General features: G+C 66.5%; 11 protein-coding genes. 6 read left to right on the top strand and 5 right to left on the bottom strand.

The features are described from left to right. Position 1: 1 nt before the first annotated feature. The 6 genes from glyS to glmM all read left to right on the top strand — a co-directional run bounded on the left by glyS (position 2) and on the right by glmM (position 9,125). Positions 2-2,239 carry a glycine--tRNA ligase subunit beta gene (gene glyS, locus RXV90_RS10720; RefSeq protein ID WP_316648649.1) on the top strand — a complete coding sequence of 746 codons (2,238 nt, stop codon included), beginning with the start codon at positions 2-4 and terminating at the stop codon, positions 2,237-2,239. Positions 2,240-2,373: 134 nt separating this feature from the next. Further along, positions 2,374-4,917 (top strand): putative PEP-binding protein, encoded by a 2,544-nt coding sequence (locus RXV90_RS10715; RefSeq protein WP_316648648.1) that lies wholly within the window; start codon positions 2,374-2,376, stop codon positions 4,915-4,917. Between the two features lie 282 nt (positions 4,918-5,199). After that, positions 5,200-5,757 carry a cell wall hydrolase gene (locus RXV90_RS10710; protein ID WP_316648647.1) on the top strand — a complete coding sequence of 186 codons (558 nt, stop codon included), beginning with the start codon at positions 5,200-5,202 and terminating at the stop codon, positions 5,755-5,757. A gap of 93 nt (positions 5,758-5,850) precedes the next feature. After that, a complete protein-coding gene (locus RXV90_RS10705) occupies positions 5,851-6,768 on the top strand; it encodes a dihydroneopterin aldolase (RefSeq protein WP_316648646.1) in 918 nt (305 codons plus the stop codon). After that, complete coding sequence (gene folP / locus RXV90_RS10700; RefSeq protein WP_316648645.1) at positions 6,765-7,781, top strand: dihydropteroate synthase; 1,017 nt, start codon at positions 6,765-6,767, stop codon at positions 7,779-7,781. The genes RXV90_RS10705 and folP overlap by 4 nt, the downstream gene beginning before the upstream one ends. 3 nt (positions 7,782-7,784) lie before the next feature. Then, positions 7,785-9,125 (top strand): phosphoglucosamine mutase, encoded by a 1,341-nt coding sequence (gene glmM / locus RXV90_RS10695; RefSeq protein ID WP_316648643.1) that lies wholly within the window; start codon positions 7,785-7,787, stop codon positions 9,123-9,125. 2 nt (positions 9,126-9,127) lie between these two features. On the opposite strand, the gene RXV90_RS10690 is transcribed toward glmM, so the two are convergent. The 5 genes from RXV90_RS10690 to ilvC form a co-directional block, all read right to left on the bottom strand. After that, positions 9,128-10,042 (bottom strand): DMT family transporter, encoded by a 915-nt coding sequence (locus RXV90_RS10690; RefSeq protein ID WP_316648642.1) that lies wholly within the window; start codon positions 10,040-10,042, stop codon positions 9,128-9,130. A 67-nt stretch (positions 10,043-10,109) separates the two neighbouring features. Then, positions 10,110-10,676 carry a hemerythrin domain-containing protein gene (locus tag RXV90_RS10685; protein ID WP_316648641.1) on the bottom strand — a complete coding sequence of 189 codons (567 nt, stop codon included), beginning with the start codon at positions 10,674-10,676 and terminating at the stop codon, positions 10,110-10,112. Between the two features lie 64 nt (positions 10,677-10,740). Then, the gene (locus RXV90_RS10680; RefSeq protein WP_316648640.1) at positions 10,741-11,661 is read right to left on the bottom strand and encodes a DMT family transporter; all 921 of its coding nucleotides are present in this window, start codon (positions 11,659-11,661) and stop codon (positions 10,741-10,743) included. A gap of 61 nt (positions 11,662-11,722) precedes the next feature. Next, a complete protein-coding gene (locus RXV90_RS10675; protein ID WP_316648639.1) occupies positions 11,723-12,355 on the bottom strand; it encodes a GNAT family N-acetyltransferase in 633 nt (210 codons plus the stop codon). 107 nt (positions 12,356-12,462) lie between these two features. Next, positions 12,463-13,485: a ketol-acid reductoisomerase gene (gene ilvC, locus RXV90_RS10670; RefSeq protein WP_316648638.1), complete on the bottom strand. Its 1,023-nt coding sequence runs from the start codon at positions 13,483-13,485 to the stop codon at positions 12,463-12,465. Between the last annotated feature and the right edge of the window lie 50 nt (positions 13,486-13,535).

The following is a 13,535-nucleotide window of genomic DNA, read 5'->3' as shown; positions in this document are numbered from 1 at the left end:
GATGCCTGACCTTCTGATCGAACTCCGCTCTGAAGAAATCCCTGCCCGGATGCAGGCCCGCGCGGCCGAGGATCTGAAGCGGTTGATGACCGACGCGCTGGTGGAGGCCGGGCTGACCTATGGCGGGGCGGCGGCATTTTCGACGCCGCGGCGGCTGACGCTGGCGGTGGAGGGCCTGAGCCCCGAAAGCGCGGCGGTGCGCGAGGAGCGTAAGGGGCCGCGGACGGATGCGCCGGAGAAAGCGATTGAGGGGTTTCTGCGGTCGACGGGGCTCGAGCGCGCGGCGCTCGAGATCCGGGACGACAAGAAGGGCGAGGTTTATTTCGCGGTGATTGAGCGGCCTGGGCGACCGGCGGCGGAGATCGTGGCGGACGCGCTCGACACGACGATCCGGAATTTTCCCTGGCCGAAATCGATGCGCTGGGGATCGGGGGATCTGCGGTGGGTGCGGCCGTTGCGGTCGATCCTCGTGATCCTGACGAGCGAGGCGGGTGCGGAGGTCGTGCCGTTCGAGATCGCAGGGCTTCAGGCGGGCGACACGACCGTGGGACACCGGCAGACGGCGCCCGCACCGTTCGCCGTGAGTTCATTCGACGATTACGTGGCGAAGCTGCGCAAGGGCCATGTTGTTCTGAACCCGACGGAGCGGGCCGAACATATCTGGGCAGACGCGGAGAGCGCGGCTTTCGCGCAGGGATTGGAGCTTGTCGAGGACAAGGGGCTTCTGGCAGAGGTTGCGAACCTCGTCGAATGGCCCGCGGTGCTGATGGGCGAGATCGGGGAAGAGTTTCTCGAGCTACCGCCCGAGGTGCTGCAAACCTCGATGAAGGAGCATCAGAAATTCTTTTCGGTGCGGAACGCCAAGACGGGGCGGATCGAGAAGTTTGTGACCGTTGCGAACGTGGCCGCCGCGGACGGGGGCGCAACAATCCTTGCGGGCAACCAGAAGGTTCTGGCCGCGCGCCTGTCGGATGCGAAATTCTTCTGGGAGAACGACCTGCGCGTGGCGCGCGGGGGGATGGGCGACTGGCTGACGGCGCTGGAGAACGTGACGTTCCACGCGCGGCTTGGCACGGTGGCCGACCGTATCGGGCGGATCGCGCTGCTGGCCGGTGAACTTGCCCCGATGGTGGACGCGGCGCCCGCGACCGCGCGGGATGCGGCACGGGTGGCGAAGGCCGATCTCGCTTCGGAAATGGTGTACGAGTTCCCCGAGCTTCAGGGCACGATGGGGCGCTATTACGCAGAGGCCGCGGGGCTTTCGGCAGAGATCGCTGAGGCCGCGGAGGCGCATTATTCGCCGCTTGGCCCGTCTGACGATGTGCCGGCCGCGCCGGTTTCGGTTGCCGTAGCGCTGGCTGACAAGCTCGACACCCTCACCGGGTTCTGGGCGATCGACGAGAAGCCAACGGGGTCGAAGGACCCGTTCGCGCTTCGCCGGGCCGCGCTTGGGGTGATCCGGCTGGTTCTAGCGAACGAGTTGAGGCTGCCGCTTGACCGGTTCTTCGATCGGGGCCTGTTGCTGCACAAGGTGGCGCTAGAGACGCAGGGCGCGTCGGGGCCGGAGCTTCAGGCGCTCGAGGACTTCGCCGACGAGGTGGCCGATCACGGGGTGTTCGGCGCGGCGATCCGCACCGTGGTGGCCGCGATTGCGGACCGTCACGAGGGCGCGGCATCCGTGACGCGGATCGCCGAGGCCGTTCCGGACAAGAGCGACGATCTTCTGAGCTTCTTCCACGACAGGCTGAAGGTGCATCTGCGCGACGAGGGGCTGCGGCATGATGTGATCGACGCCTGTCTTGCGATGCCAGGATCCGATGACCTGACGCTTCTGGTGGCGCGCGCCCGGGCGCTTCAGGAGGTGGTGGGGACGGAGGATGGCGAGAACCTTGTTCAGGGGTTCCGGCGGGCCAACAACATCCTGACCCAGGCCGAAGAGGCCGATGGCGTGGAGTATTCCTTCGGACCGGACGCGAAGCTTGCGGAAACCGACGAAGAGCGCGCGCTGTTCGCCGCGCTTGACACGGCCGAGGCGGCGATCGGGCCGGCAATGGAGACAGAGGATTTCGCCGCGGCGATGCACGCGATGGCCGGGCTGCGCCCCGCGATCGACGGGTTTTTCGAAGGTGTTCAGGTGAATTCGGAGAACCAGGTGCTGCGGCGGAACAGGCTGAACCTTCTGCACCGTATCCGCGAAATCTGTCTGTCCACCGCCGATCTTCGGAAGATCGAGGGCTAAGGCCGCGGCCGGGGCCGAACGGCCCGTTGATGCAGCGGCGCATCCCTTGCGCCGCGCTCGTCCGGGCCGCGCCAACCTGTCTCTTGTAAACTTAGGCTGACACCGTATCCTGCCGGTGAAGGATTCGTGCCGCAGTGCAGCAACACATTGATATCGCAAAGTTTACCGAGATCACGCCGACGGCGCCGATCGCGGTGAACGCCCATGGCGGCCGCGCGAAGTGCCTGCAGCGGCTGATCCGGCTTGGCATGCCCGTGCCGGATACCGTGGCGCTGAGCTTTGCCACGGTGCGCGATATCGCCTCTGGTCAGCTTCCCGATATCAACGCACTGATCGGGCAATTCGGAGAAAATCCGCTTCTGTCCGTGCGCCCGTCGAGCCAGGATCCCGATTGGGGCGGGCCCGGCGCGATCCTGAATATCGGGATGACGGATGAGCGCCACGCGGCGCTTTCGAAGACGCTGGGCGCGCCGGCGGCGGATGCGCTTTACCGGCGGTTCATCCAGTCCTATGCCGTCGAGGTTGCGCATCTCGACCCCGACAGCTTCGACACCGAGGATATCGGCGAACTTCTCGACGCCTATGAATACGAGATGGACGAGCCGTTCCCGCAGGAACCGGAGCGCCAGCTGACCGATGTGCTTCGATCGATGGCGCGGGCCTGGGACGGCACGAGCGCCCGACTGTTGCGGCAGGCGAAGGGGGCGCCGGCGGATGCCGGGCTGGGCCTTGTCGTGCAGGAAATGGCGTTGGGCGTCGGCCCCGGCGAAAGCGGATCTGGCGTGATCCAGTTCGTCGATGCCGCGACAGGCCAGCCGCAGATCACCGGGCGCTACCTGAGCCAGAGCCAGGGGCGCGACGCGGTGACCGGCGAATCAGGGGCGATTTACCTGACACGGGACCCGCGGGGGCCGTCGCTGGAAGATTTGTGCCCGGATATCTTCGCCGCGCTGATCGAGCACGGGAAGATGTGCCGCTCGCGGCTTCGCGAGGAAATGCAGGTCGAGTTCACGATCCAGGCCGGGGCATTGTCGATCCTCGATGCCGTGCGCCTGCCGCGCCTGGCGCGGGCCAATGTCGCGATCGCGGTGGCGCTGGCCGAGGACGGGATCATCTCTCAGGACGAGGCGGTTCTGAGGGTTGAGCCGCGCGCCCTGCCGGAACTTCTGCACCAGCAGGTCGACCCGCGGCATCGGCGTGACGTGGTCGCGAACGGGATCGCGGCGAGCCCCGGGGCGGCGACAGGGCGGATCGTGTTTTCGTCGCGCGCGGCTCAGCAGAGTGCGGCGCGAGAGGAGCCCTGCATCCTCGTCCGGCGGGAAACCTCGCCCGAAGATATCCGTGGCATGCATGCCGCGATCGGTGTGCTGACCGAGCGTGGCGGCATGACGAGCCATGCCGCCGTGATTGCGCGCGGGCTGGGGCTTCCCTGCGTCGTGGGCGCGTCGACGATGCGGCTCAACCGCCGTGACAAGACGCTGACGGCAATGGACGGCCGGATCTTCCGCGAAGGCGATATCATTACGCTGGACGGCACCCGCGGCGAAGCGCTTTCGGGCGAGGCGCCGCTTCTGGAACCGGCGATCGACGGGGCGTTCCAGACGCTTCTGGGCTGGGCGGATGCCGCGCGCGATATCGGGGTTCGGGCCAATGCCGACACGCCCGCGGAGGCGCGGACCGCACGAGCCTTCGCCGCCGAGGGAATCGGACTTTGCCGGACCGAGCACATGTTCTTCGACGAACAGCGCCTGACCGTCATGCGGGAGATGATCTTTGCCGACAGCGCGGGCGAACGGGCGGCGGTTCTCGAGCGGCTTCTTCCGATGCAGCGTGCTGATTTCATTGCGCTTTTCGAGATAATGAGAGGGCAGCCCGTCTGTATCCGCCTGCTCGACCCACCGTTGCACGAATTCCTGCCTTCGGGCCGCGAGGGCATCCGCGATCTGGCCGCGGCACTGAACCTGCCGATCCACGACGTGACCCGGCGGATCGAGGCGTTGAGCGAGTTCAACCCGATGCTGGGCATGCGGGGGGTGCGGCTCGGGATCGCGATCCCGGAAATCTATGACATGCAGGCGCGGGCGATTTTCGAAGCGACCGTGGAAAGCAGCCAGGATGGCGCGCCGGTGGTGCCGGAGATCATGATCCCGCTTGTTTCTGCGAAGCGGGAGGTGGAGCTTGTGAAGGCCAGGGTCGATGCCGTGGCAGCAGCCGTTCGCGTGGAGACCGGGACGGATTTCACCTATAGCCTGGGCGTGATGGTGGAGACGCCGCGCGCTGCACTTCGCGCCGACGAGATCGCTCAGAACGCGGCCTTCCTGAGCTTCGGAACGAACGACCTTACCCAGATGGCCTATGGCCTGTCGCGGGACGATGCCGGGCGGTTCATGGGATCCTATGTGCAGCAGGGGGTTTTCGCCGAAGATCCGTTCCACAGGCTGGATATCGATGGGGTGGGAGAGCTTCTGACGATCGGGGCCGAACGGGGCCGGCACGGGCGCCCCGACATCGTTCTGTCGATCTGCGGCGAGCATGCCGGCGATCCCGACAGTATCGCCTTCTGCCGGGCCGTTGGCTTCACCTACGTGTCCTGTTCGCCGTTCCGGGTGCCGGTTGCGAGGCTGGCCGCCGGGCGGCTTGCGATCGAGGATCGCAACGCCAGAAACAATCCAGCCTGAGTTTCAAGACTAATTATAGTTTTCCACAGGATCGGTGAACTTCCGCCGATGCGGCCATGTGCGCGGGGGGGTCGGGTGGACCTTCCGGATTCGATCTTTTAAGGCCCGGGCGACACAGTGGACGGGGGTCCGCTGGCGAGAATAATGCTCGAAGGGGGCACCATGACTTTGCGACCCACATTGTGGGCTGTCTGTGTTTTGGCGTTCGGGACAACCGCAGCCTGTGCGTCGGATGTTGTGATCAGTCAGTCCAACAATCCTCAGGCACTCCTAAGCGACAGCGTGACCAGCGTGCTCGGCAACGAGCATGCGGCCTTTTCCGCGATCTCGCGGGCGAAGGTGTCGAAGCTGTCAGACGAACCCAAGCAGGAGGCCGTGGCCGTCAGCTATGACCGGTCCTTCCTGAACGAATTGCCGAAGGCGAAGGGCGGTGAAGCCTGGGCGTGCCTGTCGGAAGCCCTGTATTTCGAAGCGCGGGGCGAGCCGATCAAGGGCATCTTCGCGGTTGCCGAGGTGATACTGAACCGGGTGAAGGCAGAGCGCTTTCCCGACACTGTCTGTGGGGTGGTGAAGCAGGGCACGGGCAGGAAATACCAGTGCCAGTTCACCTACACCTGCGACGGGCACAAGGAAGTGATCAACGAGCCCGCAGCCTTCGAAAAGGTGGCCAAGATCGCGCGGCTGATGCTTGACGGTACGGTGCCGGCGAACCTGACCGACGGAGCCACGCATTACCACACGAAGGCCGTGGCGCCGCGGTGGAGCCGGGTCTATGCCCGCACCGCCACGATCGGTCAGCATCACTTCTATCGCCAATCCGAACGCTACGCGTCAAACTGACGTCGTATGCTGCGTGCAAGGTGACGGTCCGAGGCACGCCCCGGGCCGCTTTTGCTGTGAGGCTCTGGCGGCCAAACTGATAGGATCCCCGCGATGACCAGTGATCTTGCCCTAGCCTTTGCCCATCCGGAGGCGCGCGCCCGGGCCACGGAGACGGAGCCGATCGCCGACAGGATATCGCTGCGCGATCATATCGTGGAAGTGGAGATCGGGGCGTTTCAGCAGGAACGCGGGCGCACCCAGCGCATCTGTTTCAACGTGGTGGTCGAGGTGGCGCAGGAGGGCGATCTTGCCGACGATGTCGACCGGATCCTGAGCTACGACCGGATCACCGAGGCGATCGCGGCAGAACTTTCGGGCGACCGCTTGAACCTTCTGGAGACGCTGGCGGAGCGGGTTGCGGCCCGGGTTCTGGCGGAACCGCAGGCGCGGCGGATCTTCGTGCGGATCGAGAAGCTGGACCTGGGGCCCGGGGCGCTGGGGGTAGAGATCGTGCGGTCGCGAGAGGACCTGGAGCCTGCGCCGGTAGCCGAGACGATGGCGCATCCCGTGGTGATCTTCCTGTCGCGGGAGGCCGCGCTGTCGCCGCGGCTGAGCGCCTGGCTCGACGACATCGAGGCGCACAGGCGGCCCGCGATCCTGTGCGTCGGTGCGACCGGCCTGCCCCTGCCCGAAGCCGCCCACCCTGCCCCGCAGCGGCGGATCGACCTTCTGGCGATCGAGCAGGCCGCCTGGGTGCTGGCGGCGCGCGACCGGCGGTGCGTGGTGGTGGAGAGCCGGACGGAACTGGACTGGGCCGCGAAGCAGGGCCGGATCAGCGTCTGGGCGCCGTCGAAGATGGTGCTCGACGCCGCCGATCCGCCGGAGAGCATCGCGCCCGAGGCGCTTGCGGCCTGGCTGGCCGGGGAGATGGGTGCATCGGATCTGGCCTTCGTCGGCGCGGCGGCGCCAGAGGGATGTGGCGCACGGAGGCTCGACGTATCCGCCGGGGCGCTGACGCTCGCCGAATGAGCGCGCGGATCGAACCACTTGCCAGATCCGGACGGCGTTCTCTGAACGCGCTGCCGCTTGCCGGAAGCGCGCATGTCTGGTTCGACACGGTGCGGCCCTGGAGCGGGGATGCGGTGCGCGCCGTGGCTCGGGGACCGGAAAGCGACCGGCTTTCGGCGCTGCGGGCCCCGGTGGCAGGGCTCGCCCTCGACCGCCCGCGGATCATGGGTATTCTGAACGTCACCCCCGACAGCTTTTCCGACGGCGGCGACCTGCCGAGCGTGGAGGCCGCCGTGACGCGCGCACGGGAGATGGCGTACGCTGCCGATATCCTCGATATCGGCGGGGAGAGCACGCGGCCCGGCGCCGATCCCGTACCCGAGACCGAGGAGATCGCGCGCACCGTGCCGGTGATCGCGGCGATCCGGGAGGCAGGGCTCGCAACACCGATCAGCATCGACACACGCAAGGCCGCCGTGGCGGCGGCGGCGCTCGACGCCGGGGCGGATATCGTGAACGATGTTTCGGCGATGAGTTATGACACCGCGATGGCCGGGCTTCTGGCCGAGCGCGATGTCCCCGTCTGCCTGATGCACGCGCAGGGCGACCCGAAGACGATGCAGGCCAATCCCACCTATGACGACGTGGTGGCGGAGGTGGCAGATTACTTGGAAACCCGGATCGAGGCGGCGCTGGCCGCGGGGATCGGGCGCGACCGGATCATCCTCGACCCCGGCATCGGGTTCGGAAAGACATTGCAACATAACGTGTCTCTACTTCGCCATCTTGCGGTGTATCATGACCTTGGCTGTCCGATCCTTCTGGGTGCCTCGCGCAAGCGGTTCATCGGCACATTGGGCGGAGCGGAGGCCGCGAAAGACCGGATGCCCGGATCGCTTGCCGTGGCACTTCATGCCGCCGCGCAGGGGGTTCAGATCATCCGGGTTCACGATGTGGCACAGACACGGCAGGCCATGAACCTTCACCTTGCGCTGAACGGAGCGCCGAACGGGACTGAACACGAGGCAGATTGAGCCATGAGGACACTATTCGGCACTGACGGCGTGCGCGGCACGGCGAACACCCATCCTATGACCGCGGAACTTGCGCTGCGCCTCGGGGCGGCGGCGGGCCGTTATTTCCGGCGTGATACGTCGGCCGCGCACAGGGTGGTGATCGGGAAGGACACGCGGCTTTCGGGATACATGTTCGAGAACGCGCTGACGGCGGGGTTCACCTCGACGGGAATGAACGTGCTGCTGCTCGGCCCGGTGCCGACACCGGCGGTGGGGATGCTGACGAAATCGATGCGGGCCGATGTGGGGGTGATGATTTCCGCCTCGCACAACCCGCATCATGACAACGGGATCAAGTTCTTCGGACCCGACGGATTCAAGCTGTCGGATGGCGCCGAAGCCGAGATCGAGAGCATTCTGGAGGGGGACATCACGCTTGCTAGCGCCGCGAATATCGGGCGGGCGAAGCGGATCGACGATGGCAGGTTCCGCTATGTCGAGCGGGTGAAATCGACACTGCCGCCGGATCTGTCGCTGGACGGGCTGAAAGTGGTGATCGACTGCGCCAATGGCGCGGGCTACCGGGCGGCGCCGGAGGTGCTTTGGGAGCTTGGGGCGGAGGTGTTCCCGGTCGGTGTGTCGCCGAACGGGACGAACATCAACCAGGGCTGCGGATCGACCGATACCCGCACCGCGGCAGAGGCCGTGGTGAGCCACGGCGCGGATGTGGCGATCTGCCTCGACGGGGACGCGGACCGGGTGATCGTTCTGGACGAAACCGGCACACAGGCCGATGGCGACCAGATCATGGCCCTTCTGGCCGGGCGCTGGGCCGGGGAAGACCGGCTGGCCGGCGGCACGCTTGTGGCCACGGTCATGTCGAACCTTGGGCTTGAACGGCATCTTGGCGCGCTTGGCGTATCGCTGCACCGGACGAAAGTGGGCGACCGCTATGTCGTGGAGGCCATGCGCAACGGCGGCTTCAACATGGGCGGCGAGCAGTCGGGCCATATCGTTCTGACCGATTACGCCACAACCGGCGACGGGCTGATCGCAGGGCTGCAGTTCCTGCGCGAGATGGTGCAGACCGGCAAGCCCGCCTCGGCGCTGGCCCGGCAGTTCACGCCGGTGCCACAGCTTCTGAAGAACGTGCGCTTTGCCGCCGGATCCGATCCGCTGGCTTCGGCCGGGGTGCAATCGGCGATTGCCGCCGCTGAGGGACGGCTTCAGGGGACGGGCCGGCTGCTGATCCGGAAATCGGGCACCGAACCGCTGATCCGCGTCATGGCGGAGTGCGAGGACGAGGTGCTTCTGGCCGATGTGGTGGACGGGATCGTGGCGGAGGTAGAGCGGGCGGCCTGAGATTACCGCCGGCGCCGCGCGCTCCACTGGCTGAAGGCGATGCCCGTGAAGATGAGCCCAAGCGCGATGAAAAGCTGTTTGGGGAGCGTTTCGCCGAGGATCAGGATGCCGAAGATCACCGACCAGAGCGGCACCATGTAGCTGACCTGGCTCATGAACAGGGCGCCCGCAGTCTGGATGATCCGGACCTGCACGAGGGCGGCGAGGGCCGTGGGGCCGAGCGCGACCCAGACCAGTGCTGCGGATGGCAGGGCGCGGGGAATGTCGGGCACGCCTTCGATCATGAGGGCGAGGGGCACGAGAACGAGGCTTGCGGTCAGCAGTGCCGCGGTGGCGAGCGCGATGGGCGGCATCCGCGGCGCGCGCCGGGTGAGGATGTTCGCAACCGCATAGCAGCAGGCCGAAAGAACGCAGGCAAGTCGGCCCCAGCCGACGAGAGGGGATTCGCCCGAGAAGGCGCCCGGCCCGACGAGGATCACGAGGCCGAGGAACCCGAGCGAGACGCCCGCAATCCGGCGGGGCCCCACGCCTTCTTCCCGCGAGAAGTACATCGCGAGCAGCAGGGTCAGGAGCGGCACGGCACCCATGGTGACCCCTGCGAAGGCCGAGGGCACATGCTGTTGCCCCCAGGAGAGAAGGGAAAACGGCACGGCTGCGGCAGCAATCCCCACAAGGCAGGCGAAGAGCCAGCCGCGGGCCGAGGGAATGCGGGTAAGGCCCTGCCCCAAGATCGGCCCGACGACGAGAAGCACCAGTGCGCCGATCAGCACCCGCCCCGCCGCCACGGTGAACGGCGGATAGGCCCGCAGCGCCACTTCGACCCCCATGAAGGCAGTGCCCCAGACAACGCCGAGACCGAGGACAAGGGCCCAGTTCAGCGCGCCGGGCGTGGCTGGAGACGGCTGCGGCATGGCCATGGAGTGACGCCAACCCGTGCCATGCGCAAGGGCTGGCGGCACACCTTTCAACACCATCTGGTGCGTGTCAGCCGCGCATCCGATGATGCAGGAGGATCGGAACGACCAGATCCTCTTCGTCGGTCAGGTGCCGGTCGAGAAACCGCTCGATCCGGCTGGCGCTTTCGTGGAGCGCGCCCGCCTCGCCGCGCGCCTGCGGTTCGTCGAGCTGGATCAGCTTGATCACCCGGTTCGCGCGGCCCGTCAGAACCTCCAGCGTTTCGTCGAGCACGTCATGATCGCTTTCCAGCGTCTCGAGCCCACGGTCGAACCGCTGGTCCGCCGCGCGAATCTCGGGAAAGAACGACCGGTCCTCCCAGGTATGATGACCGTGGAGGTTGCGCACGAGGATATCGCCGTAATAGCCAAGCCGGCCCGCCGCCGCCTCGGGCGCGATGTCACGATCGAGATAACCTTCTGCCGTGTCGCGCAAGAGGCCGCTCAACTGGCGGAAACCGCGATGCGCGCCCATCCAGTTCTGGATCGAGCGGGCGAAATGCGGATGCCCCGGCCAGAGATCGCGCGGGTAATCGGCAAGAAGCGTGGCGGCCTCTTCCGGCCAGCCGTCGCGGGTGTGTATGGATGGATGTGTCATGCCGCGCGATGTGGGCGGGCGGTCATCCCGCAACAAGTCTGCGTTTGCGCAGGGCAAGGGTGCGTCAGCGGCGGAACAGGCGCGAAAGGCTGGACCACTGGGCCGCGGCGACGCCGGCGACGATCAGCAGAACGGCGATGTAGAGCGATGGCTGAAGCTCTTCCCCCATCAGGAACACGCCGAAGATCACCGCCCAGACCGGCACCATGTAGGCCACGAGGCTCATGAAGATCATCCCAGCCGACTGGATGATCCGCACCCTGAGGAAGAAGGCGATCCCGGTGGGGCAGAGACCGACAAAGATCAGCGCAAGGGTGGCGCGGCTGACCGAGACCTCGGGCAGACCATCGAAGATCAGGGCAAACGGCGCGAGGACGGCAGTCGCGACCAGAAGCATCCCCCCCGTGAGCGTGAGCGGCGGCATGGGTGGCGCGCGCCGTGTCAGGATCGCGCCCACCGCGTAGCAGAGGGTGGCCGTGACACAGGCGAGGCGCCCCGGCATCTCGTTCTCGCCGCCCGAGGCCAGCTCGCCTCCGGGGACGACCAGAACAATGACCCCCACGAAGCCCACCACGATGCCGATGACGCGGCGCAGATCGGCGCTTTCGCCGGGCGAGAAAAGGATGGCGAGCGGCAGAACGAAGAGCGGCGACGCGCCCATCGACACACCTGCGAAGGCCGAGGGCACGTATTGCAGGCCCCAGGTCAGAAGCGCGAACGGCAGGGCGACGTTCAGAAGCCCGATCAGGGAGACCATGGCCCAGCCCTGCCGGCCCGGCACGCGGCCCAGCCCCTGGCCCAGCGCGGAGCCGAGGATCAGAAGCGCAAGCGCCCCGATCCCCGTCCGGCCCGCCGCGACCGTGAGGGGGCCGTAGCCCTCGAGCGCGAGGGCCATGCTCATGAAGGCCGCCCCCCAGACGATGCTGAGGATGAATAGCGTGATCCAGTTGGAGGCGTCGGGCGCGTCGGGCGTGCCGGATGTCATGTAGGTCGCCCGGAGCAGAAATGTCGGTGCAGGCCGGTGATATCGCCGCCCGGAGAGATTGTCATCCGAAGAGCTTCATGAGCGCAGCGCCGGCAATGGCGCCCGAGACAAGCGTGAACCAGCCGCCCGTCAACCAATGCAGGACGAGGGAAGGGCCGGTCATGTTGGGATAGTCGCGTGCCTGCCGCCCGGGCCCTGCGCTGAAACGAATGTAATCGGGTGTGAAACCTTCCGAGCGAAACAGTGCCTCGGACGCGTCGTTTCCTGTCCAGACCTGGGCGGTGAGACTGTCCCAGCCCCGCTCTTCGGCCAGGGCGCGCACATGGCGAAGAAGAGCGCGCGCGACACCTCTGCCCCTGAACGCAGGTTCGACACAGATATCGTCAACCGAAACATAGGGCATCTGTTTCCTGCTCCGCCGCGCCCAGTGCGACAGGAGCACGTAGCTTGCGAACTCGCCACCGATGAATGCGGCATAGGCGTTGGGGCTCTGCTTCAGCGAGCGCAGTGTGCCGAAGAAGGCCGCTTCGACCAGCGGCGCGACGAGAATGCGGTAGGCGTTCTTCGGGAAAGCGTGCGGCTGGCGGGCGCGGTGTTCCTCGAAGGTCTGTTCGCAGAGCGCTGCCATGCGATCCTTCACCGCGCGCGGTGCCGGACGGATTTCGATCGCAGGATTGGGAGTGTCTGCCGTCATGGGATCTGTCCTTACCACGGATCACGCCATCCCTGGCACGGGCAGCGGGCGGAAATGGGGCGCCGGCGAGCAGATGGCCGCCGGCGCCCAGACCTGTTGCCCGAAGGTCAGTTCTTTTCCTTGTCGACCATCTTGCCGGCCGAGATCCACGGCATCATGCCGCGGAGCGTTTCGCCCACCGCCTCGATCTGGTGTGCATCGTTGTTGCGGCGAATTGCCTTGAACGAGGGCTGGCCGACCGAGCATTCGGCCATCCAGTCGCGCACGAAGCGGCCCTGCTGGATGTCGTCGAGCACGGCCTTCATGCGGGCCTTCGTTTCGTCATAGGGCAGAATCCGCGGCCCCGAGACATACTCGCCGTATTCGGCCGTGTTCGAGATCGAGTAGTTCATGTTCGCGATGCCGCCTTCGTAGATCAGGTCGACGATCAGCTTCACCTCGTGGAGGCATTCGAAATAGGCCATCTCGGGGGCGTAGCCCGCCTCGACCAGCGTTTCGAAGCCCATGCGGATCAGTTCGACGAGGCCACCGCAGAGCACGGCCTGTTCGCCGAACAGGTCTGTCTCGCACTCTTCCTTGAAGTCGGTCTCGATGATGCCCGAGCGGCCGCCGCCGATGGCGGAGCAGTAGCTGAGGCCGATCTCGAGCGCGCGGCCCGAGGCGTCGTTGTGAACCGCGACGAGGCAGGGCACGCCGCCGCCCTTGACGTATTCGCCGCGCACGGTGTGGCCGGGGCCCTTCGGCGCCATCATGATGACGTCGATATCCTTCGGCGCCTCGATCAGGCCGAAATGGATGTTAAGGCCGTGGGCGAAGGCGATCGCCGCGCCGGGGCGGATGTGATCCTTGACATGCGCGCGCCAGGTTTCGGCCTGAAGCTCGTCGGGCATGGTGAACATCAGAAGATCGCACCAGGCGGCGGCGTCGGAGATGCTCATGACCTGGAGGCCCTCGCCTTCAGCCTTTTTCGCCGAGGGCGAGCCTTCGCGCAGCGCCACGACGATGTTCTTGGCGCCGGAATCGCGCAGGTTGAGGGCGTGGGCGTGGCCCTGGCTGCCATAGCCGAGGATCGCCACCTTCATGTCCTTGATCAGATTGATGTCGCAATCGCGGTCGTAGTAGACGCGCATGGGTTCGTCCTTCCTTTCTGGAAACGTGATGCGGCGGACAATAGGCCGGT

It is taken from the genome of Ovoidimarina sediminis (assembly GCF_032586175.1).
GTDB classification, from domain to species: Bacteria; Pseudomonadota; Alphaproteobacteria; order Rhodobacterales; family Rhodobacteraceae; genus Ovoidimarina; species Ovoidimarina sediminis.
This window is presented reverse-complemented; position numbering and strand designations above follow the sequence as displayed.